Origin of the sequence: Microbacterium sp. TS-1, from assembly GCF_000509385.1 — a bacterium.
Taxonomy (GTDB): Bacteria; Actinomycetota; Actinomycetes; order Actinomycetales; family Microbacteriaceae; genus Microbacterium; species Microbacterium arborescens.
Window position 1 is genome coordinate 922,215 of the sequence record NZ_BASQ01000001.1, and the last position, 22,130, is coordinate 944,344.

The 22,130-nt window shown below is 70.0% G+C and carries 21 protein-coding genes; 8 read left to right on the top strand and 13 right to left on the bottom strand.

Annotated elements, in window-relative coordinates; genetic code table 11:
• Positions 1-39 precede the first annotated feature (39 nt).
• The 3 genes from MTS1_RS04380 to MTS1_RS04390 form a co-directional block, all read right to left on the bottom strand.
• Positions 40-1,716 (bottom strand): ribonuclease J, encoded by a 1,677-nt coding sequence (locus tag MTS1_RS04380; protein ID WP_023951776.1) that lies wholly within the window; start codon positions 1,714-1,716, stop codon positions 40-42.
• A 51-nt stretch (positions 1,717-1,767) separates the two neighbouring features.
• Positions 1,768-2,745, bottom strand: a complete 978-nt coding sequence (gene dapA, locus MTS1_RS04385; RefSeq protein WP_023951777.1) for a 4-hydroxy-tetrahydrodipicolinate synthase — start codon at positions 2,743-2,745, stop codon at positions 1,768-1,770.
• Positions 2,746-2,902: 157 nt separating this feature from the next.
• Entirely contained in the window at positions 2,903-3,745 is an 843-nt protein-coding gene (locus MTS1_RS04390) for a type IV toxin-antitoxin system AbiEi family antitoxin domain-containing protein (protein WP_233494893.1), read from the bottom strand.
• Between the two features lie 252 nt (positions 3,746-3,997).
• Between MTS1_RS04390 and MTS1_RS04395 the strand changes: the two genes are divergently transcribed.
• Positions 3,998-4,537, top strand: a complete 540-nt coding sequence (locus tag MTS1_RS04395; protein WP_023951780.1) for an NUDIX domain-containing protein — start codon at positions 3,998-4,000, stop codon at positions 4,535-4,537.
• Between the two features lie 43 nt (positions 4,538-4,580).
• Here the strand turns inward: MTS1_RS04395 and thyX are convergent, their stop codons facing one another.
• On the bottom strand, positions 4,581-5,333 hold the full coding sequence (gene thyX, locus MTS1_RS04400) for an FAD-dependent thymidylate synthase (protein WP_023951782.1): 753 nt from the start codon (positions 5,331-5,333) through the stop codon (positions 4,581-4,583).
• A 74-nt stretch (positions 5,334-5,407) separates the two neighbouring features.
• Between thyX and MTS1_RS04405 the strand changes: the two genes are divergently transcribed.
• The 3 genes from MTS1_RS04405 to MTS1_RS04415 all read left to right on the top strand — a co-directional run bounded on the left by MTS1_RS04405 (position 5,408) and on the right by MTS1_RS04415 (position 7,296).
• Entirely contained in the window at positions 5,408-5,842 is a 435-nt protein-coding gene (locus MTS1_RS04405; RefSeq protein ID WP_023951784.1) for a thioredoxin domain-containing protein, read from the top strand.
• Between the two features lie 121 nt (positions 5,843-5,963).
• A complete protein-coding gene (locus tag MTS1_RS04410; RefSeq protein ID WP_023951786.1) occupies positions 5,964-6,389 on the top strand; it encodes an OsmC family peroxiredoxin in 426 nt (141 codons plus the stop codon).
• On the top strand, positions 6,382-7,296 hold the full coding sequence (locus MTS1_RS04415; RefSeq protein WP_023951788.1) for a TIGR01777 family oxidoreductase: 915 nt from the start codon (positions 6,382-6,384) through the stop codon (positions 7,294-7,296). The genes MTS1_RS04410 and MTS1_RS04415 overlap by 8 nt, the downstream gene beginning before the upstream one ends.
• A 1-nt stretch (position 7,297) precedes the next feature.
• Here MTS1_RS04415 and MTS1_RS04420 read toward each other — a convergent pair whose 3' ends face one another.
• The 7 genes from MTS1_RS04420 to MTS1_RS04450 all read right to left on the bottom strand — a co-directional run bounded on the left by MTS1_RS04420 (position 7,298) and on the right by MTS1_RS04450 (position 14,242).
• A complete protein-coding gene (locus MTS1_RS04420) occupies positions 7,298-7,747 on the bottom strand; it encodes a tetratricopeptide repeat protein (RefSeq protein WP_023951790.1) in 450 nt (149 codons plus the stop codon).
• Positions 7,744-8,559 (bottom strand): 4-hydroxy-tetrahydrodipicolinate reductase, encoded by an 816-nt coding sequence (dapB, locus tag MTS1_RS04425; RefSeq protein WP_023951792.1) that lies wholly within the window; start codon positions 8,557-8,559, stop codon positions 7,744-7,746. Before dapB ends, MTS1_RS04420 begins: the two co-directional genes overlap by 4 nt.
• A gap of 10 nt (positions 8,560-8,569) precedes the next feature.
• Positions 8,570-9,391: a TSUP family transporter gene (locus MTS1_RS04430; protein WP_036305001.1), complete on the bottom strand. Its 822-nt coding sequence runs from the start codon at positions 9,389-9,391 to the stop codon at positions 8,570-8,572.
• 64 nt (positions 9,392-9,455) lie between these two features.
• The gene (locus MTS1_RS04435) at positions 9,456-10,031 is read right to left on the bottom strand and encodes a GrpB family protein (RefSeq protein WP_023951796.1); all 576 of its coding nucleotides are present in this window, start codon (positions 10,029-10,031) and stop codon (positions 9,456-9,458) included.
• 4 nt (positions 10,032-10,035) lie between these two features.
• Entirely contained in the window at positions 10,036-10,635 is a 600-nt protein-coding gene (locus MTS1_RS04440; protein ID WP_023951798.1) for a histidine phosphatase family protein, read from the bottom strand.
• 85 nt (positions 10,636-10,720) lie between these two features.
• Complete coding sequence (locus MTS1_RS04445; RefSeq protein WP_023951801.1) at positions 10,721-11,764, bottom strand: aldo/keto reductase; 1,044 nt, start codon at positions 11,762-11,764, stop codon at positions 10,721-10,723.
• A gap of 198 nt (positions 11,765-11,962) precedes the next feature.
• Positions 11,963-14,242 (bottom strand): polyribonucleotide nucleotidyltransferase, encoded by a 2,280-nt coding sequence (locus MTS1_RS04450; RefSeq protein ID WP_023951802.1) that lies wholly within the window; start codon positions 14,240-14,242, stop codon positions 11,963-11,965.
• 289 nt (positions 14,243-14,531) lie between these two features.
• On the opposite strand from MTS1_RS04450, the gene MTS1_RS04455 reads away from it, so the two are divergent.
• A complete protein-coding gene (locus tag MTS1_RS04455; protein WP_036304634.1) occupies positions 14,532-14,714 on the top strand; it encodes a DUF5302 domain-containing protein in 183 nt (60 codons plus the stop codon).
• 128 nt (positions 14,715-14,842) lie between these two features.
• A complete protein-coding gene (locus MTS1_RS04460; protein ID WP_023951807.1) occupies positions 14,843-16,324 on the top strand; it encodes an HNH endonuclease signature motif containing protein in 1,482 nt (493 codons plus the stop codon).
• A gap of 135 nt (positions 16,325-16,459) precedes the next feature.
• Here MTS1_RS04460 and MTS1_RS04465 read toward each other — a convergent pair whose 3' ends face one another.
• On the bottom strand, positions 16,460-17,908 hold the full coding sequence (locus MTS1_RS04465) for a cation:dicarboxylate symporter family transporter (RefSeq protein ID WP_023951808.1): 1,449 nt from the start codon (positions 17,906-17,908) through the stop codon (positions 16,460-16,462).
• Between the two features lie 90 nt (positions 17,909-17,998).
• Between MTS1_RS04465 and MTS1_RS04470 the strand changes: the two genes are divergently transcribed.
• Together MTS1_RS04470 and MTS1_RS04475 are read left to right on the top strand one after the other, a co-directional pair.
• Positions 17,999-19,327 carry an ATP-binding protein gene (locus MTS1_RS04470; protein WP_023951810.1) on the top strand — a complete coding sequence of 443 codons (1,329 nt, stop codon included), beginning with the start codon at positions 17,999-18,001 and terminating at the stop codon, positions 19,325-19,327.
• On the top strand, positions 19,324-20,004 hold the full coding sequence (locus tag MTS1_RS04475) for a response regulator (protein ID WP_023951812.1): 681 nt from the start codon (positions 19,324-19,326) through the stop codon (positions 20,002-20,004). The genes MTS1_RS04470 and MTS1_RS04475 overlap by 4 nt, the downstream gene beginning before the upstream one ends.
• Positions 20,005-20,108: 104 nt before the next feature.
• Here the strand turns inward: MTS1_RS04475 and MTS1_RS04480 are convergent, their stop codons facing one another.
• Positions 20,109-22,097, bottom strand: a complete 1,989-nt coding sequence (locus tag MTS1_RS04480) for a GDSL-type esterase/lipase family protein (protein WP_036304636.1) — start codon at positions 22,095-22,097, stop codon at positions 20,109-20,111.
• Positions 22,098-22,130: the final 33 nt, after the last annotated feature.

Consider the following 22,130-nt stretch of genomic DNA (forward strand, 5'->3'; position numbering starts at 1 on the left):
GTACGCGGGGGTTCCCCCATTACCGCGGAACGACGCGGGTCAGGCCTCGATGACGACGGGCACGATCATGGGACGCCGACGCAGCGACTGGTTGACCCAGCGGCCGATCGTGCGGCGGACGACCTGCGACAGCGCGTGGTTGTCGCGCGTTCCCGACTGCACGGCCTCCGCGAGCGCCGCCGCGATCTTCGGTTTGACGCTCTCGAACACCGCATCGTCCTCGGCGACACCGCGAGCGTGGATGTCCGGGCCGCTCACGACGCGTCCCGTCTTGCCGTCCACGACGACGATGACCGAGATGAAGCCCTCTTCACCCAGAATCCGGCGGTCCTTCAGATCGGCGTCGGTGATCTCGCCCACGGTCGAGCCGTCGACGTACACGAATCCGATGTCGAGCTGGCCGACGACCTCCGCGACGCCGTCCTTCAGGTCGACGACGGTGCCGTTCTCGGCGAGGATCGTGCGCTCCTCCGGAACGCCGGTGTCCTGCGCGAGCTTGGCGTTGGCCATGAGGTGGCGGTATTCGCCGTGCACCGGCAGCACGTTGCGGGGCTTGAGGATGTTGTAGCAGTAGAGCAGCTCGCCGGCCGCGGCGTGACCCGAAACGTGCACCTTGGCGTTGCCCTTGTGCACGACGTTGGCGCCCAGCTTGGTCAGCCCGTCGATGACGCGGTAGATCGCGTTCTCGTTGCCGGGGATCTGGCTCGATGCGAGGATGACGGTGTCACCTGGCCCCGGCTCGATCGCGTGCTCGAGGTTGGCCATGCGCGAGAGCACCGCCATCGGCTCGCCCTGCGAACCGGTGGACATGTAGACGATGCGGTCGTCGGGCAGGTCCTTGGCCTTCTTGTAGTCGATGAGCACGCCGTCCGGGACGTTGAGGTACCCGAGGTTCTCGGCGATGGTCATGTTGCGGACCATGCTGCGGCCGAGGAAGGCGACGCGGCGACCGTTCGCGGCGGCGGCATCCACGACCTGCTGCACGCGGTGGACGTGGCTCGAGAAGCTCGCGACGATGACGCGGCGCGGCGACTTGCTGATGACCTGGTCGAGCACGGGCCCGATGCCGCGCTCGGTCGGCGTGAAGCCGGGGACGTCCGCGTTGGTGGAGTCGACGAGGAACAGGTCGACCCCCTCTTCTCCCAACCGGGCGAAAGCGCGCAGGTCGGTGATGCGGCCGTCGAGCGGGAGCTGGTCCATCTTGAAGTCGCCGGTGGCGAGGACGAGTCCCGCGGGGGTGCGGACTGCGACGGCGAGCGCATCGGGGATCGAATGGTTGACCGCGATGAACTCGAGGTCGAACGGGCCGACCTGCTCCTCCTGCCCCTCGGCGACCGTGAGGGTGAAGGGGCGGATGCGGTGCTCCTTGAGCTTCGCCTCGATGAGGGCGAGCGTCAGACCCGAGCCGATGAGGGGGATGTCGCCCTTGAGCTTGAGCAGGTAGGGAACGGCGCCGATGTGGTCCTCGTGGCCGTGGGTCAGCACGACGCCGACGATGTCGTCGAGGCGATGCCTGATCGGCTCGAAATCGGGCAGGATCAGGTCGACGCCGGGCTGGTGCTCCTCGGGGAAGAGCACGCCGCAGTCGACCACGAGGAGCTTGCCCTCGTACTCGAAGACGGTCATGTTGCGGCCGACCTCGCCGAGACCGCCGAGCGGGTAGACCCGCAGCGTTCCGGGTTCGAGAGCGGGCGGGCTGAAGACGTTCGTGGGCATTGGCACGCTTCCTCGGGACGCCGACGTGCGCGGCATCCTCATTGTTTTCGTCTAGCGGGTCGTCCCGTGCACCTTGGGCAGCGCACCGCCGGCGGCGGCATTACGGTCGGGACGGAAGTTGGAGAAGTCGGCGCCGGGGACACCCGAGACGAGGGCGAGCTCATCCTCGATGATCGCAGCCTCCCACTCTTCGGGGCCGACGAGGGGCAGGCGCACGCGCGGGCTCGAGATGCGTCCCAGGCCGTGCAGGATGTACTTCGCGCTCACGGTGCCGGGGACGTGCGTCATGACCGCGCGCACGAGCGGCTCGAGGCTCTTGTGCGCCTCGGTCGCGGCCGCGAGGTCTCCCCGGTTCACCGCGTCGACGATCGTGCGGTACGGCGTGGCGGTGATGTTCGCCGTGACGCCGATGAGGCCGCTCGCGCCGATCGAGAGGTGGGGCAGGACGTTGGCGTCGTCGCCGGAGAAGTACATGAGGTCGGTCTGATTGAGCACGCGGCTGACCTCGCTGAAGTCGCCCTTCGCGTCCTTGACGGCCAGGATGTTGGGGTGCTTCGCGAGGCGCAGGATCGTCTCGTACTTGATCGGCACGCCGGTGCGACCCGGGATGTCGTAGAGGATGACGGGCAGATCGGTCGCATCGGCGACGAGGCGGAAGTGCGTCAGGATGCCGGCCTGCGTGGGCTTGTTGTAGTACGGCGTGACGATCATGATGCCGTCGGCGCCGGCCTTCTCGCTGGCCTTGTAGAGCTCGATCGCGTGCGCGGTCTCGTTCGAGCCGCCTCCCGTGATGATCTTGGCGCGGCCGGCCGAGACCGACTTTCCGACCTCGACGAGGCGGAGCTTCTCGGGGTCGGTGAGCGTGCTCGTCTCCCCCGTCGTGCCCGTCACGACGATGCCGTCTGCGCCGGCCGTGATGACGTCGTCGATGTGCTTCTCGACGGCGGGCCAATCGACTTCACCGTCGGCGGTCATGGGAGTGACCAGCGCGACGAGGACCTGTCCGAAGGGATTGCCCGAGTGCGTCATGGTCTCAGGGTATCGGTTCCGCCTTTGCATCGCGTATGGCCGACGGACCGACTCCCGGTCGCCGATACGTTCGCAGGATCGGAGGTGCTGGTGGCGTTGCGGAGACGCTGCCGGGCAACACCAGCCCCGAGGATCCGACGAATGTATCGAACGTCCGTCAGCCGCGCCGGCGGATCGCGTCCAGACGGGCGAGGACGGCTCGCTCGACGCGGGGCCAGTCGAAGACGACCAGGGCATAGTCGAAGCGCAAGGTCTCGTAGCCGATCGCCGCCGCTTCCGCGTCGCGCACGAGATCCTTGTGACGCAGCGACGCACCCTCGTGGTTGACACGGCCGTCCACCTCGATGATGAGGCACCCCGCGACCAGGAAGTCGACCCGCCCCACACCCCGGATGAGCACCTGGCTCTCGACGGTGATGCCGAGCCGCGAGAGGCGCAGCCGCAGGAGGGACTCCAGCCCGCTGTCGGCATCGGGACGGGCGAGATCCACCAGGTATCGGAAGCGGGCCGGAAGCGTCGCGCGCACCTCGGCGCGGTCCGCGCGCGTGAGCAGCCCGAGCCGCCACGCCGACTCGAAGGCCACGAAGAACCCCTCCGCGCCGAGGCACGACGCCGCCTGCTCGAGCGCGTCGACGAGCGAGACGGCACCGAATGCCGCTGCCTCCCCATCGTGATGCGTGACGCAACGGCATCCGTCATGCGGGTGCACGCGGCCGGCCCGACCGACGCGAACGTGCAGGCGTTCCTCCGGCTCGAGCACCCACACGCCGCGCCGTCGCAACGCGGACGCACAGCACACCTCGCCGCCGTGCGCGGCGGCGACGACGACATCCGGCTCGGCATCGGGCGTCGCGTAGACGCCGTGACGAACCCTGACGAGCGCGCCCTTCTCCACGGCTCGCGTCAGCTGCAGTCGCGTGACCCCTCGCGTGGTCAACCACCGCGACCGTACGCATCCGCCCATCGCGCGGATCCTCGTGGCCAGCTCGTGCGCACTCATGCACCGACGTTCGCCGAGAATGCGATCTCATCAGCCCGGCCACCGGCCATCTGGGGACGAGCCAGACCCGCAGCGGCCTGGGGAGGAGCCCAGAGCATTCGCGAGCCCGATACAACCGTCGGATTTGCGGTGCACGATGCGCCTCCAACGCCGGCCCAGGCGACACCAGCCCCGTCGGTCCGACGGATGTATCGCCACCCGGGCCACCCGAGCCGCATGGGCCACCTCGGTCGGGCGCTCTAGGGTGGCGGCATGGCTTGGACGACCCGAAGCACCCGCACGACGTACGAGAACCGCTGGATTTCGGTGCGGGAGGACGAGGTCATCGGGCCGGCGGGCGACGGCATCTACGGCGTCGTCGAGATGCGGCATCCGGCCGTCTTCGTCGTGGCGATCGACGATCACGACCGGGTGTGCTTCGTGGAGGTCGACCGCTACACGACCGGGCTGTCGCTCGAGGTGCCGGCTGGCGCGAGCGACGGCGAAGACCTGCTCGACGCCGCGAAGCGGGAACTCCTCGAAGAGACGGGGCTCACCGCCGACGCGTGGGAGCCCATCGGCCGGATGAATGCGCTGAACGGCATCGCCGTGGCACCCGAGCACGTCTTTCTCGCGCGCGGCCTCGCGCCGGCCGAGGATGCCACGACGTCTCAGCTCGAAGAAGGCATCGAGCGTGTCGTCTGGATCGCGTTCGCCGAGGCGCTGCGCCAGGTCGCCGAGGGACGGATCGACGACGGCGAGACGGTCGCCGCCCTCGCCTACGCGGGCATCAGCCTGGGCAGATTCGTCTGAGTCGAGCTCGGGCCGCCGCCCTCCGAGGCCAGTGAGCGACGCGTCAGGGAGCGACGCGTCCGTTGGCGTTGAACGCGGCGTGCGTCAGCGGCATGAGCTCACGCCAGAAGGTCTCCATCTTCTCGGCGCACATCTCGATCTCGCGCTGCGGGAACGAGGGGAAGTGCGTTCCCTCGACCTTGGTCCGCAGCGACAGGAAGTTCATGAGCGAACGGGCGTTGACCGTGACGTACATCGACGAGTAGATGTTCAACGGCAGGACGATTCGTGCGACCTCGCGAGCGACGCCGGCGTCCAGCATGCGCCGGTAGGCCTCGTACGCCTGGATCGACGCCTGTCGCGTGCTCTCGTCCACCACCGCGAACTGCTCGTCGGTGCCGGGCAGGAACTCGTACGCGCCGGGCTTGCCGACCTGGTTGAGGTTGCGCTCGCGCCCGGGGACGTAGAACACCGGACGCAGCTCGCGGTAGCGGCCCGATTCCTCGTTGTACGAGGCCATGCGGTGCCGCATGAACTCGCGGAACACGAAGATGGGCGCCTGCACGTAGAAGGTCATCGAGTTGTGCTCGAAGGGCGAGCCGTGGCGGTCGCGCATGAGGTAGTTGATGAGGCCACGGTCGCGTCCGGATGCCTCGGTGCCTGCGGCGGCGGCATCCAGGGTCTGCTCCCCCTGCGTCGACACGCGAGCCGCGAACAAGACGTCCGAGTCGGCGGCGCTCGAGCGGATGAGCTCGACCGTCACATCGCTGCGGAACTCGATCTCGGGACTGGTCGGGGTCTGCTCGGCGTCGCTCACAGCTTCAGATTACCCCCGGCGCCCGAGTGCTCCCGGCCGCTCGCGACGGTCTACTGTGGGCTGTTGTGGAACTCATGGCGGTGGCGGTCGTCCTGGCCTGCCTGTTAGCGGTAACAGGTGGGATCGGAGTCTTCGTGCGGTGGCGCGCCTCGCGCCCCTACCCCATCCCCCGTTTCGATGTCGTCGACCCGCGTCGACTCGGCGCTGATCCCGACGCGCTGGGCCGGACCGCCACGCTCCTGCAGTTCAGCACCGAGACCTGTCATCGCTGCCCGGCCGTGCACCGCACACTCGCGGAGATGGCTCGCGACTGCGACGACGTCGTCCATCTCGACGTCGACGTGACCGATCGCCCCGACATCGCGCGTCGCTTCCGGATCGCGCAGACGCCCACCACGCTCATCCTCGACGGGCGAGGCGTCGTGCGCACGCGTTTCGGCGGTGCACCTCGACGGGATGTCGTGCAGCTCGAGATCCTGAGGCTGCGGGCCGACTCCGCCTCGGTCTGAGCTGGCGGGCGGAAACTGTCAAGACGTTCCGGCGAAGCCCCCGCCGACCTAGGCTCGACGCAAGCGCACCCCGCGCCGTCTCGAAGCGGCACGTCATCTGCCGCCTGTGAAGAGGAGAGTCATGAGCGTCACGAGCGAAGCAACCACCAGCTGGAAGGGCAGCCTCACGGAGGGATCCGGTCAGATCGCCCTGGAGAGCTCGAACCAGGGACCCTTCGAGGTCAACTGGAAGGCGCGCAGCGAAGGCTCGAGCGCGGTGACGACGCCCGAGGAGCTGATCGCCGCCGCGCACTCCTCGTGCTTCTCGATGGCCCTCTCCCACGCGCTGGCCGAGAACGGCACGCCGCCCGAGTCGGTCGAGACCACGGCATCGGTCACCTTCATCCCGGGCACGGGCATCACCGGTTCTCACCTCAATGTCAACGCCGTCGTCCCGGGACTGTCTGCCGAGGACTTCGATCGGCTGGCGCAGGAGGCCAAGAGCGGATGCCCCGTATCGGCCGCCCTCGCCGGCATCGAGATCACCCTCGAGGCCACGCTTGGCTGATCAGGGCTCCGCGGGCCGCGTCGTCGTCGCGGGCGCGTCCGGTCTGATCGGACGCGCCCTCGTCGACGCGCTGCACGAGGACGGGATCGAGGTCACGCGCCTCGTCCGCCGCTCCCCCATCGCGGCCGACGAAGTCCAGTGGTTCCCCGGGGAGCGTCCGCTCGATCCCGGCGTCCTCGACGGCGCTCGCGCCGTGGTGGGCCTCAACGGCGCGAGCATCGGCCGGTTCCCGTGGACGCGTTCCTACAAGCACGAGCTGGTGTGGTCGCGACTGCTTCCGACGGAGACCCTCGCGAGGGCCGTCCGCGCCCTCGGATCGGATGCTCCGGCGTTCCTGTCGTCCTCGGCCGTCGGCTACTACCCCACGCGTCCCGGCGTCCGGATGACCGAGACCGCACCCCGCGGCGATTCCTTCCTCGCGGACCTGTGCGGTGAGTGGGAGGCGGCCGCACTGACCGCTCGTGAGCAGGCGCGCGTGGTGCTGCTGCGTACGGCGCCGGTCGTGCATCCCGAAGGCGTGCTGAAGCCGCTCATGCTGCTGACCCGGGCGGGTCTGTCGGGTCCGATCGGTCGAGGCACGCAGGTGTGGCCCTGGATCTCGCTCGTCGACGAGGTCGCCGCCATCCGCCACCTCATCGACGCCGACGTCGCCGGTCCCGTCAACCTCACCGGACCGACGCGCGCGACGGCCAACGACCTGGGCTTCGCCCTCGCTATGAGGATGAACCGCCCGTATCTGGTCCGCGCTCCCGAGTGGGGGCTGCGGCTCGTGCTCGGGAGCGACGCCACCGAGGCGCTGCTGACCAACGACACCGACGTGGCTCCCGCCGTGCTGCAGAAGTCGGGCTTCGTGTTCACGCACGAGCGCGTCGAGGACGCCGTCCGCGCCGTCGTCCCGCCCCGCTGAGTCAGACGCGCCGCTCGGCGCGCTCGAGAGAGATCGCCGTGCGCACCGCCTGCCGGGCGCGGCGCCGGTCGCCGGCGCCGTCGTAGGCGAGCCCGAGCCGGAACCAGGCGCGCCAGTCCTCGGGCGCGTCCTCGACGGCCTCACGGTACCGCGGGAAGAGAGCGTCGGCCTCAGCGCGATCGGGCCGGCCGCTCGGCGACAGGTCGAGGCTCTCCTCCGGCAGCGCCGACTCCTGCTCGAGGCGTCGGCCGAGCCGGGACGCGCCCGCACCGAACGCCAACTCGCGCCAGAGCGCCCAGGCCGCGATGACCGGCAGCACGATGAGCGCGACGCCCATCACGACACCCACGGGCTCGCCGGTCATGACCAGGAGCACGGCGCGCTGCGCGACGAAGACGATGTACAGCGCGAGCAGCGCCGCCATGATCAGCGTCAGGATGCGGGTGCTCATGCTCCGGTGACGCGCGCGACCTGGCCGGGAACGTCGCCCTCGTCGGCCGGGCCCGTCGGCGCCGGTGCCGACGGCGGGCGGATGCCGATGTCGATGAAGCTGTCGAGACCGACGGTGATCCCCCGGGCCCCCCGCGTTGCGTCGAGCGCGATGCGGATACCGGGCTCGTACGCGCGCGCCGGATCGATCGTGTCGTGCACGATCGACAGCGCCTCACCCGGTCCCGAGAGGATGGTCTCCTGACGGGCGACGACGCCCGGCCGACGCAGCGAGTGGATCGGGACGCTCGCGACCTTCTGTCCGCGGGCGCGCTGATCGGCGTGCGGCGACTCGACCGGGCCGACCCCGGCGCGGGCCGCGGCGATGAGCTCGGCCGTGCGGACCGCGGTGCCACTGGGCGAGTCGACCTTCGTCTCGCGATGGGCCTCGATGATCTCGATCGACGGGAAGAGCGCAGCCGCTGCCGCGGCGAGAGCGCTGCCGACGACGGACCCGAGCGAGAAGTTGGGGATGAAGACCACACCGACACCGGCAGCTTCGACCGCGGGCCGGACCTGGGCGATGCGCTCCTGGGACCACCCCGATGTGCCGACGAGCACGTTGATGCCGCGCTCGACGGCCGCCCGGACCACATCCGTCGACACGGCGGGGGTCGACGCGTCGACGACGAGGTCGGCGCCGTCGAGCTCGTCGAGACTGCTGCGACTGGTCAGGACCGCGCAGATCTCGAAGCCATCGGATGCCTCGATGACGTCTCGGATGATGCCGCCGAGCTTTCCGGTGCCGCCCACGAGGGCCACGCGCGTGGTCATGACCACCAGCCTACGCGGGCGCGAACTGCACGAACGTGTCCCAGGCGAGCTTGACGACCAGGATCGACAGGACGACGAGGAACACGATGCGCACGAAACCGCTGCCGTTCTTCGTCGCCATGCGCGCGCCGATGAACCCGCCGGTCATGTTCGCCGCGGCCATCACGACGGCCAGGAGCAGCAGGATCTCACCATGCACCCCGTAGACGAGGAGCGCTGCGAGGTTCGTGGCGAGGTTGGCGATCTTCGCGTTGACGCTCGCCTGCAGGAAGCCGTACCCGAGCACGGCGACGAGGAGGATGACGAAGAACGAACCGGTGCCGGGACCGAGGATGCCGTCGTAGAAGCCCACGACGAGTCCGATGAGCGCCGAGCGCCACACGATCGCCGCCCGGGATTCGTGGCGCGGCTCGTGATGCAGGCCCATCTTGGGCTTGAGCAGCGTGTAGATCGCGACCGCGACGACGGCGACGAGAACGATCGGAGTCAGGAGCTCCCGCGGGACGTAGCGCGACAGCGCCGCCCCCACGGCCGATCCGCCGAAAGCTCCGGCCACGAGCGGCACGAGCAGCACGAGCTGCACCCGGATGCGCCGCAGGTAGACCCAGCTCGCCGAGAGCGTGCCCGCGAAGGACGACAGCTTGTTCGTTCCGAGGATGAACGGCGTGGCGACATCCTTCGGCACGCCGATCACGAGCGCGGGAAGCTGAATCAGCCCTCCCCCGCCGACGACCGCGTCGACCCATCCAGCCACCCCGGCCGCCACGACGAGGAAGATCAGCGCCGAGACGGAGACGGGGAGCCAGTCGGCGAGCAGAGGACCATCGAGCACCGATCGATTCTCCGGTTCGGTGAGCGCCAGGTCCAATCGGCGGGAGCCGGTCTCGCGCCGCGACTCAGCCGCGCATGTCGCTGAAGAACGCCGTCTTCGCTCGGGTGTAGTCGTCGTAATCGGCCTTGCCCGCGTTCGCGGCCGACAGCCGGCGCTTGAGATCCTGATAGCGAGCGCGGAGCACGGGGTCGGAGCACAGCGCGTCGCGGAATCGCACGGTCTCGCGCGCCCACGGCGAATCCGAGCGGCGCACGTGCAGGATCACGTCGGCGCCGGACGCGACGTAGAGCCGCTTCTCCCAGACGTCGGCGGGGATGTCATCGGCGCCCCGAGGGATGTCGCGGCTGACGCCCGGCGAGTCGGGGCGCGACCCCCACGCGCGGTGGAAGCCCGCAGGGACCAGTCGAGCGCTCAGGTCGTCCTCGGAGGGCAGCGGAAGGATGCTGACCTGGAGGTCGATGATCGGCTTGGCATCGAGTTCTGGAACCGCCGTCGACCCGATGTGGTCGAAGCGGGCGGCATCCGCTCCCGGCAGCCCGTCGAGCGCTGCCCGGACACGATCGAGAATCGTGCGGGCCTCGACGGCCCACACCGGATCGTGCGGCCGGAGCTGCGCGGGGTTGCCGGACTCGTCGGCCATCGGCTCAGACGGGCAGGATGTCGGGAAGGCCTGTGCGCAGCTCGACCGGGAGGTGCGAGAGGTCGTTGTGCGACACCATCGTCCAAGGGCGGCCGGGACGCTGCGCGAGCACAGTCAGCCCGCAGTGCGCCTGGTTGATCGTGAGCCAGCGCCAGTCGGGCGCCTGCAGCACCTCTCGGACGAACCAGGCGATGACGAAGTTGTGCGTGATCAGCAGCTCGTGGGTGTCGGGCTTGCGGGCAAGGAACTCGCCGACGGCATCCGCCATCTGCGCCGCGCCCGCCTCGGTCTCGGCCTCGGTGTACGACCCGAAGAACGGCTCGTAGACGGCAGGCGTTTCGGGCGTCATACCGGTCGGGACACAGTCGAACAGCAGCGAGGAGGCCTGCGGCGAGAGCGAGGGCAGGCGCTTGGCGACGGCGCGGGCGGTCTCTTGCGCGCGCTCGAGGGGCGAGTGCCACACCGCGTCGAGCGGCACGCCGGAGATGCGATCGGCCAGCAGCTCGGCTTGACGGCGCCCACGGGGAGACAGCGGACCGTCTTCGAGACCGTGCTCGGCGTCCTGATGCTCTCCGTGGCGCACGAGGTAGAGATACTGCGTCACAGAAGCTCGATTCGAAACGATGAACAGGGCGCCATCCACCCTACGTCACCCCTCCGACAGCCGGTCCGAGGGATCACGAATCGGCTCACTCCACGGCGCGCGCGATCTCGGCGAGATGCGAGCGGCCGAGCCGGGCGCCGACACCCTGCACGAGCTGGTCGACGTGCGCGGGCCGGCTCGCGTTGACGATCGGCGCGGTGACGACGCGCTGCGCGAGAAGCCACGAGACCGCGATCGCCGCCGTCGAGACCGACAGCTCCTCCGAGATGCGGTCGAGCGCCTTCAGCGTCCGGGCGCCGCGACGGTTCATCCATGCGGCGAGCTGCGAGCCGCGCACCGATGACGACAGACCGGCACGATCGCGATGACGCCCGGTGAGGTAACCGTGCTCGAGAGCCTGCGAGGGTGTGACGGCGAGCCCCTGCGCTCCGGCGATCAAGCGCAGGTCGCCGTCGAAATCGGAGCGGTGCAAGAGGTTGTACGCAACGTCGAGGGCGGCGAAACGCGGGTAGCCCGCGGACGACAGGATGCGGGCTTCGACGAGCTGCATCGCGGTGTAGCCGGCGGCTCCCAAAGAGCGGACCTTGCCGCTGTCGACGAGCCACTCCGCCGTCGCGAGCGTGTCTTCGAGCGCCGTGACGCCGTCGGTCGCGGCATCCAGGTAGAGCACATCGATGCGCTCGATGCCGAGGCGTCCGAGCGAAGCCTCCACCGACCGCACGAGATTGACCGGCCCGAGGCCGGGGTTGTCCGGGTTGCCCCCGACCCGCACCGTGACGACGATCTCGTCGCGGTTGCCCCGGCTGGCCAGCCAGCGCCCGATGATGTGCTCGCTGCGGCCCGACGCGTAGCCGTCCGAGGTGTGCAGAGCGTTTCCGCCACGCTGCACGTAGGCGTCGAGCACGGCATGGCTCGCCGCGAGATCGATGGTCCAGCCGAACTCGGAGCCGCCGAGGATCAGAGGGAAGATCCGCAGGCCGGTCTCGCCGAGATCGACGCGGATGTCTGCCCCGAGGGGCTTGCCGTGGACGGGGATCGGGCTGGAGGGATGCACGGCGGGTGCGGCGGGCACCGCGGTCTCGGCGGGCGCACCAGCGGGTGCCGCCTGAGCCACCCGGTCCCCCGACATCACACACCTCCGGTCGACACCGAGGAATCGCGGGGCGCGGCTCCTCGGCGCGCACTTCGAGAGTAGGACACCCGGCAGCAGTGGGCGCGCATTGCCGCGAACGGGCCGTGAATTCCACATAACTGTTTCATCACGGTCTCCCGGATACGACGGATGCCCGCCCCCGAGACGGGGACGGGCATCCGGGCGATCAGAGGATCAGCCTTCGGCGGAAGCCTCCGGGCCCTCGCTCGCTGCGGCCGAGCCGTCCTGGTCAGCGGTCTCTTCGAGAACGGGCTCGAGGGAGAGCTTGCCGCGGTCGTCGATCTTCGTGATGCGAACGAGGATCTTCTGGCCGACACCGAGGACATCCTCGACGTTCTCCACGCGCTTGCCGCCGGCGAGCTTGCGGACCTCGCTGACGTGCAGCAGTCCGTCCTTGCCGGGCAGGAGCGAGATGAACGCGCCGAACGTCGCGATCTTCACGACGGTTCCGAGGAACTGCTCGCCGACCTCCGGGTTGGTGGGGTTGGCGATCGCGTTCACGCGGGCACGGGCGGCCTCGGCCGAGGGGCCGTCGGTGGCGCCGATGTAGACGGTGCCGTCCTCCTCGATCGAGATGTCGGCGCCGGTCTCGTCCTGGATCGAGTTGATCGTCTTGCCCTTGGGGCCGATCAGCTCGCCGATCTTGTCGACCGGGATCTGGACGCTGATGACGCGCGGAGCGGTGGGCGCCATCTCGTCGGGGCTGTCGATCGCGGCGTTGAGGACACCGAGGATCGTCAGACGAGCCTCCTTGGCCTGGGTCAGCGCTGCCGAGAGCACCGACGACGGGATGCCGTCGAGCTTCGTGTCGAGCTGGATGGCCGTGACGAACTCGCTCGTGCCGGCGACCTTGAAGTCCATGTCGCCGAGCGCGTCCTCGGCGCCCAGGATGTCGGTCAGCGCCGCGTAGCGGGTCTCACCGTCGACCTGGTCGGAGACGAGACCCATCGCGATGCCCGCGACCGGGGCGCGCAGGGGCACACCGGCGTTCAGCAGCGACAGGGTCGAGGCGCACACCGAGCCCATCGAGGTCGAGCCGTTCGACCCGAGGGCCTCGGAGACCTGACGGATCGCGTACGGGAACTCCTCGCGGCTGGGCAGCACCGGCACGAGGGCGCGCTCGGCGAGGAAGCCGTGCCCGATCTCGCGACGCTTCGGGCTGCCGACGCGTCCGGTCTCACCGGTCGAGTAGGGCGGGAAGTTGTAGTGGTGCAGGTAGCGCTTGCTCGTCGTGGGCGACAGCGAGTCGATCTGCTGCTCCATCTTCAGCATGTTCAGCGTGGTGACACCCAGGATCTGGGTCTCGCCGCGCTGGAAGATCGCCGAGCCGTGGACGCGCGGGATGACCTGCACCTCGGCGTCGAGCGGACGGATGTCGGCCAGGCCGCGACCGTCGATGCGGACGCCCTCGCTGAGGATGCGGCCGCGGACGATCTTCTTGGTGACCGACTTGTACGCAGCGGAGAACTCCGCGAGCGCGGATGCCGGGAGCTGCTCGGCCTCGACGGCAGCGGCGACCTCGCCCTTGACGCGCTCCTTGATGGCGTCGTCGGCGTTCTGGCGCTCCTGCTTGTCGGCGATCTGGTAGACGCTCGTCAGCTCGCCGTAGGCACGCTCGGCGACGAAGTCGTAGACCTCGGGGGCGTACGGCGGGAAGACGGGGTAGACACCCGGCTCACGCGACGCGGAGGCCGCCATCGAAGCCTGCGCCTCGACGAGCTGCTTGATGAAGGGCTTCGCGGCCTCGAGGCCCTGTGCGACGACCTCTTCGCTCGGCTTGACGGCGCCGCCCTTGATGAGGTTCCAGCTGCCCTCGGTCGCCTCGGCCTCGACCATCATGATGGCCACTTCGCCGTCGGGGAGGACCCGGCCGGCGACGGTGAGGTCGAACACGGCCTCTTCGACGACCTTCTGGTTCGGGAAGACGACCCACTGGTCCTCGTGCTCCCCGTGACCGGGAACGAGTGCCAGGCGGACACCGGCGATCGGGCCGGAGAACGGCAGCCCCGAGATCTGCGTCGAAGCGGACGCCGCGTTGATCGCGAGCGCGTCGTAGTACTCGCCGGGCGCGATCGAGAGGACCGTGATGACGATCTGGACCTCGTTGCGCAGGCCGTCGACGAACGACGGGCGCAGCGGACGGTCGATCAGACGGCAGACGAGGATCGCCTCGGTCGAGGGGCGTCCCTCGCGACGGAAGAACGAGCCGGGGATCTTGCCGGCGGCGTACGAACGCTCTTCGACGTCGACGGTGAGTGGGAAGAAGTCGAAGCCTTCGCGCGGGTGCTTGCCGGCGCTGGTGGCCGAGAGGAGCATCGTCTCCTCGTCGAGGTAGGCGGCAACGGCGCCCTGCGCCTGCTGTGCCAGGCGTCCGGTCTCGAACCGGACGGTGCGGGTGCCGAAGCGGCCGTTATCGAGGACGGCTTCGGCTGCGGTGATTTCTGGACCTTCCAAGAGGTCCCTCCTTCTTTGTTTAGACTCGCACGCGCGTTTCGCGCACGAGATCGTGCGAAGGAGCGGGGCAGATATGGGCGCGCGGACGAAACCGCGAGAACCGCCTGCGCTGGTCACCAGTCGAAGATCACCATCTCCGCGACCGGGATTCGATCGGGATGGGAACCCACCACAGGGGACCAGCTTCCTGCCGGATCCGCTCCATGAGCTCAGTGTTGAATTGAGCGGGTGCCGGACGGCAACCTGCCCCAGCCTACCAGCGAGACCCTCGCCTGCGTATCGTGGCCTCATGAGCGAAGCAGACAAGCCCGCGGGCGCGGCATCCGACGATGTCAAGCGCAAGTTCCGCGAGGCGCTCGAGAAGAAGAACGCCCAGCACCGCACGGGAGAGGCGCACCTCGACGGCGATTCGTCGGTGCACGCGTCGCACGGTGCGATGACCAAGCGGGAGTTCCGCCGCAAGAGCGGGTGAGACCGAACGACCACCCGCGACGGGGCTCGGATGCTGACGCGTCCGGGCCCCGGGTGCGTTCTTCGAGCTCTTCGGGGGGCTGTGGAGAGTGACGTACCGATGTCGGAGGTCCGTGACATCATTCGAACATGTATTCGAATGGCGGGCTGAGCGGCGGGATGGGCACCGACGGCGACGTCACTGCGCTCGCGGCTTTGGTGGCGGATGCCGAGGTGGCGGCGGATGCTGCGCGGTCGGCGCAGATCCGGGAGGTTCGGGTGCTCGCGGCCGCTGGGGTTCTCGCGGAGAAGCAGGCCGCTGGGGCGTCGGAGAGGGTCAAGGCGCGTGAGATGGCGTTGCGCGGGATCGCCGCCGAGCTGGCTGGGGTGTTCGCGGCGACCGACCGGACCGTGCAGCGCCGCATCGACGAGGCGCGCGATCTGGTGGAGAACTACCCGGTGACGATGGCGGCGTGGGAGGACGGGCGGATCGTCCGCGGGCATGTGCGGGTCATCCAGGAGACGGGATGCCTGGTGCCCGCGGAGGAGCGGGCGGAGTTCGAACGGGTCGCGGTCAAGCGGTGCGAGGGCGAGACCCCGAACCGAGTGCGGGACGCGTTGCGGATGATCGCTGAACGGATGCACCCGCGGAGTTTCACGGAGCGGCATGAAGAGGCCGCGGCGGGGCGGTGCGTGCGGGTGCAGGCCGGCGCGGACGGGATGTCGGATCTCATCGCGACCCTGCCGACCGTCATCGCCGACGGGATCGTGGATCGGCTGACCCGGCAGGCGCGGGAGATCATCAACGTGCGGCATCAGGCCGACGCGGCGGGCGTTGACGCGAGCGGGGCTGACGCTCGAGCCGACGCGCTTGGCGCTCGAGCCGACGCGGCGTCCGGTGGCGCTGGCGCTCGAGCCGACGCGCTTGGCGCTCGAGCCGACGCCAATGGTGGCGGTCGCGATGCCGATGCGACGATTTGCGACGGGTCGTCGTTCGCCGACGATGCCCGCACGATCGACCAGGTCCGCGCCGACGTCTTCAGCGACCTCCTCCTTGCCGGCACACCCGCCCTCGACCCCACCGCGACCGGCGACGGCGACGGAACCCTCGGAGCCATCCGCGCGCACGTGCAGGTCGCCGTATCCGCACTGACACTCATGGGCCAAGACGACGGGCCGGCCGACCTCGCTGGCCGCTCCCCCATCGACGCCGCAACCGCGCGGGAGCTGGCGGGCAACGCCACCTCGTGGGACCGGCTCCTCACCCACCCGGTCACCGGGACCGTGCTGGAGTGCGACACCTACCGACCCACCGCCGCCATGGTGCGACTGCTGCGGGCACGCGACCGGCACTGCCGATTCCCCGGATGCCGGCAACCGGCGATCCGCTGCGAGCTCGACCACACCATCGCCGCATCCGAGGGCGGGCCAACGCACGTGTGCAACCTCGCCAACCTCTGCAAACGACACCACGACGTCAAACACCACACCCGCTGGCACGTCCGACAACTCCCCTGCGGAAGGCTCGTCTGGACCTCACCGACCGGACGGGTCTACCGCGACGACGCACCACCACCCCTCGTCGCCTTCACGACCACAGACCCACCCGACCCGGGGGCCGCGCCATTCTGAGCGGTCGAGTTCCAGCTTCTCCTCGCCGGGCGCGTTGCCCTGCGCGCCGCAGACCCGGTTTGTCCTGCCGTCGGGAACGCCGGTGGCCGCGGCATCCGATTGCTCGGATCCGCGGCCGCCGGATAAGGGGAACGGTCAGCGCGTCGCGGCCTCGCGACGGAGGCGAGCGCGCTCCTCCTTGGCCGCCGCCTCCTCGAGAGCGGCGTCACCGAGGCCCTGCGTGTTGACGGCACCGGTGTCGTCCGACATCCCGTCGTGACCATGACCGGAGAGCATCGCCTCGTCGAACGGGCGCTCTCCGCTGAGGACGGCGCGGGCCTGGTCGCGGTCGAACTCGCGGGTCCAGGTTCCGATGAGGATCGTGGCGACGGCGTTGCCCGTGAAGTTGGTCAGCGCGCGACCTTCCGACATGAAGCGGTCGATACCGACGATCACGCCGACGCCGTTGACGAGGTCGGGGCGGTACGCCTGCAGACCGCCGGCGAGGGTTGCCAGTCCCGCACCGGTGACTCCGGCCGCACCCTTCGAGGCGATGATCATGAAGACCAGCAGGCCGATCTGCTCGGGGATCGACATGGGAGCGCCCATACCCGCGGCGATGAACAGCGACGCCATCGTGAGGTAGATGGCCGTCCCATCGAGGTTGAAGGAGTATCCCGTGGGGACGGTGATGCCCACGACCGGCTTCGAGACGCCGACGTGCTCCATCTTCGCGATCAGGCGGGGCAGCGCCGACTCGCTCGACGACGTCCCGACGATCAGCAGGTACTCGCGTGCGAGGTACTTCATCAGGCTGAAGATGTTGATCCGCGCCACGGCGTAGAGCAGCGTGCCGAGCACCGCGACGATGAAGACGATGCACGTGATGTAGAACGCGATCATCAGCACGCCGAGGCTCACGATGGCGGCGACACCGGTCTTGCCCACCACAGCGGCGATCGCCCCGAAGGCGCCGATCGGAGCGAGCCACAGGATCATGCCGAGGATGCGGAAGACGAGCGTCTGCAGGTTCTTCACGGCGCTCATGATCGGCGCGCCCTTCTCACCGAGTCCCTGAAGCGCGAATCCGACCAGCAGCGCGATGAACAGCACCTGGAGCACGCTCTCACCGGTGAACGCCGAGAAGAACGTGGTGGGGATGATGCCGAGCAGGAAGTCGGTCGTCGACTTCGCCTCGGCCGCCGTCCCGGCGTCGTAGACCGCGCTCTGCATGTTGAGCCCCTCACCCGGGTGGATGATGTTGCCCACGATGAGACCGATCGCCAGGGCGAACGTCGACATCACCATGAAGTAGAGCAGCGCGAGACCACCGATGCGTCCGACCGTCGCGGCCTTGGCGATCGAGCCGACGCCCACCACGATCGTGCAGAAGATGATCGGCGCGATCATCATCTTGATGAGGTTGACGAAGCCCTTCCCGAGCGGTTCGAGGCCGACCGCGAAGGTGGGCCACACGAGCCCGACGATCGCGCCCAGCACGACCGCCAGGATGACCGAGACGTAGAGCCAGGTGTGCTTGTCCCAGGCCTGCTTGCCCTTCCGGGCGTTGTACCCCGGCAGGCGGAAAGATGATGTGAGAGCCATGGTCTCCTCCAGCTGAACAGTCGTTGTCCGATGCCGACGTCTCTGTCGGTGCGCTCTCAGCGTCGGACTGTTCCGCTCGCACGCCGATTTATGGTCGTATTGGTCGCGGCCCGCGACCCGGGCGCACCCGACGATGACGACGAGAGCGAGAGCGGCATGACGACGCGTACCCGCAGCGCCGCCTCGCTGGTGTTCGTGGCGATCGCCGTGGCCGTGGCCGTCCTCACCCTGGCCATCGCCGGCATCCTCATCGCCGACGGGCAGCGGTCCGCGCGGTCCGAGGCGGAGCGCGTCACCCAGGCCGTCGCGCAGACCGTCGCCGACTCGGCGCAGGTCGCCGACCTCCTCGCCACCGGCGACCGCGACCTCGCGTCCGCAGCACTGCAGCCCCAGGTCGAGCAGGTCATCGTCGATGCGCGCGTCGACTTCGTCACGATCATGGATCCCGGCGGCATCCGGATCACGCATCGCGACCCCGAGCGGATCGGCGAGCGCTATCTCGGCTCCATCCCCACCGCACCCCGGGCCCTCACCGAGGAGTTCACGGGCACCCTCGGCCCCTCGATCCGCACGATCGTGCCCGTGGAGAGCGACGGCTCCGTCGTCGGGTGGGTCTCGGTCGGCGTGACGATCGGCAGCATCGCGGCGACTCTGGGGCCTCGCATCCTCGTCGTCATCGGCATCGCGGCCGCGCTTCTCGCAGCCGGTCTCGTCGGAGCCGTCGTCGCACGTCGGGCGACGCGGCAGGTCACCGGAGACCTGCCCGCCGGCGCCATCCGCGACGCCGTCTCGTCGTTCGAGTCGCTCCGCACCCTCGGCGAAGCCCTGCGGGCGCAGACTCATGAGCACGGCAACCGCATGCACACCGCCATCGCCCTGCTCGAGCTGGGTCGCACCCCCGAAGCGATCGAGATCCTCGCCGAGACCTCGCGCCAGAGCCAGGTCCTGGTCGACGAGGTCGCCGCCCGCCGCGACGGCGACCCGACCGTCGGGGCGCTGCTGCTCGGCAAGGCCTCGCAGGCCAAGGAACGCGGCATCCGGTGGCGCTCCCGCATCGAACCCGACGCGCCTCGCTCGGTGCTCTCGCCGGTCGACGCCGTCTCGGTCGTCGGTAATCTCATCGACAATGCGCTCGACGCCGCCGCCGCCGGACCCGAACCGCGCTGGGTGGAGATCAGGATGACGCGCACCGAGGAGGACGAGCTCGAGATCGCCGTCTCCGACTCGGGAACCGGCGTTCCTTCCGAGCTTCGGCGCCGGATCTTCGAGCACGGCTTCTCGACCAAGCCCGCCGCCGCCGAGGGTCGCGGTGTAGGCCTCGCCCTCGTCGCGGCGATCGTCGACGACGCCGGCGGTACCCTCGCCCTCGACCACGACCCGACGACGTTCCGCGTCATCCTGCCGAGGAGGCAAGCATGATCGGCGTGCTGCTCGTCGACGACGAAGCCCTCACCCTCGACCTGCACCGTCACTACATCGACCGGCTCGACGGGTTCGGTGTCGTGGCCGAATGCAGCGGGGCGCGCGCGGCGCTGCGGGCACTCCTCGACAGTCCCACCGCCGACGAGATCGACCTCGTGCTGCTGGACATGACGATGCCGGACGGCTCAGGACTCGATGTCCTCCGTCATCTGCGAGCACGAGCGCGCGATGTCGACGTCATCGCGATCACCTCCGTGCGCGATGCGGACGTGGTGCGCCAGGTCGTCGGCCTCGGCGCGGTGCAGTACCTCGTGAAGCCGTTCACCTTCGCCGACTTCCAGGAACGGATGTCGCAGTACGCGCGATTCCGCGCACGCGCGAGCGAGACCACGGGCGCAGCGACCCAGGCCGAGATCGACGCACTGCTTGGAGCGCTGCGACCGGTCACCGCGCCGATCCCCAAGGGCCTGGCCCCCGAGACGCTCGAGCGCGTGTCGAACCGGCTCCGCGAGGCGGGCGCCCTGTCGGCCCGCGAGGCTGCGGAGGCGCTCGGGATGTCGCGGGTCGCCGCTCGTCGATACCTCGAACACCTCGCCGACGCCGGCCGCGCCGAGCGCGCTCAGCGCTACGGCACCCCCGGCCGTCCCGAGGCCGAGTACCGCTGGCGCGCGTGACCCCCTCCCGCTCCGCCGAGAACGCACCCTTGCCGTGAGCGCGTACCGGCGAAGGTGCGTTGTCGCGGGAACGGTACGCGCTCGTCGGGGCGGGGCGGCGCGGGCTACTGCTGCGGGGAGGGCGAGCGGCGCGAGTCCATGGGGCCGATGCGCACGTAGGCGGGGAGCTTGGGGGCGACACCGTCGCCGGCGGTACGGCCGCGCAGGCGCCGCCACACCCACGGCAGAGCATCGCGCCGCAGCCATGTCCCGGGCACAACCGGGTCGTCATCGAGGTGGAAGGCCTCGTCGAGACCGGCCAGCGCCTCGGCATGGGGCACCCCGAGCGCTTCCGCGGCGCGATAAGCCACGAGCCGGTGCCCGCGCGAGCGCAGGTGCACCTTGTCGTCGGCCCACAGTTCCAGGCGGGCGAGCTCCGGCACCGCCTCGAGATCGACCAGGATCGCGCCCGTCGTCGCTGCGATCGTCCGCAACCGCGCGTTGTAGGCGGCGAACCGGCGGGCGAAGATGCCCGCGGCGGCCCGGCCGGGAAGGAACACGGTGGCGAGCAGCACGTCGGCGCCGGACTCCCGCAACCGCCGGACGGCGATCTCGACCTCGTCTGCGACGCTCGCGACGTCGACCCGTGCCTGCACGAGATCATTGGCTCCGATGAGCACCGAGACGAGGTCGGGTCGCAGCGCCAGACACGCCGGCACCTGCTCGTCGACGAGGTGACGCACCCGTCTGCTGCGCACGGCGAGGTTCGCGTACTGGAAGGCGCCCGTTCCCCCGCCGACGCGCGGCGCCGCCGAGGCGAGCAGCTGCGCGAGGCGGTCGGCCCAGCCCCGGTGCATGCCCGCGGGCATTCGAGAGGTGTCGCAGAGCCCCTCCGTGATCGAATCGCCCAGCGCGACGTAGCGCCGCCAGAGCGGTGGTCCGTCTGCGGCGGCGGGCAGCTCGGCTCGCGGCCACACCCGCGCGCGCCGCGCGCGGTCGAGCGCATGCAGCTCACCCGCACGCTCGTAGTGGCCGAGCAGGGCGTCGCCGAGGCTCTCCCAGGTCCGCGCGGCGACGGCCTCCCGCGCGGCGGCACCGAACGCTCGCCGTTTGGCGGCGTCACCCGCCAGGTCGGCGACCCGGCTGCGGAGGTCGTCGGGGTCACCGGGCCGGTAGAGCCACCCGTCGACACTGCTGCGGACGAGATCCAGGGGTCCCCCGCGTCCGGTCGCGACGACCGGCACACCGCTCGCCTGCGCCTCCTGGATGGTCTGTCCGAACGTCTCGCTCTCACCCGGGTGCACGAACACGTCGAAGCTCGCCATCGCCGTCGCCAGCTCATCACCCTGCAGATGCCCGAGGAACACGGCATCAGGCAGCAGGCGCTCGAGCCCCGCCCGCGACGGACCGTCGCCCACGATGACCAGTCGCACTCCGGGCAGCGAGCTCAGCGCGGCGAGGTCCTCGATCTGCTTCTCGGGTGCGAGCCGCCCGACGTAGCCGACCACGACCTCGCCGCTCGTCGCCCCCGGCACGGTCCGGGCCCGCCACGCTTCGTCGCGCCGATGCGGTGCGAAGCGGATGCCGTCGACCCCGCGGCCCCAGATCGCCACACGATCCACCCCGAGGCCGACGAGCTGGCGTCGCGCCGCATCGGCGGGAGCGAGCGTCAGCGTCGCGCGGCGATGCAGTCGCCGCACGTGTGCCGCCGTGAGCGCGGTGGCGTGCGGCAGGCCGTAGCGCTCGGTGTAGGCGATGACGTCGGTCTGGTAGACGGCGACGCTCGGCACACCGAGACCGTCGGCTGCGAGCAGCCCCTGCCACCCGAGGAGGAACGGCGAAGCCAGGTGCACGATGTCGGGTCGGAACGAACGCAGGGCGCGGGTGACCGATGCCACCGGCGGAGCGGCGACGCGCACCGCCGGATAGCGGGGCATCGGGATCGACCTGACCGACCGGCCCGGAACAGCGAGCGGATGCCGGCGGCCCGCGCCCGGCGCGACGACGAAGGCTTCATGCCCGCGACGCTCGAGATGCTCGAGCACCCGCAGCACAGAACCGGTCACCCCGTTCATGTGGGGGAGGAAGGACTCGGTGACCACCGCGACTCTCACGAGACCAGGGTGTCGCCCGTGACGCCTCGGCGC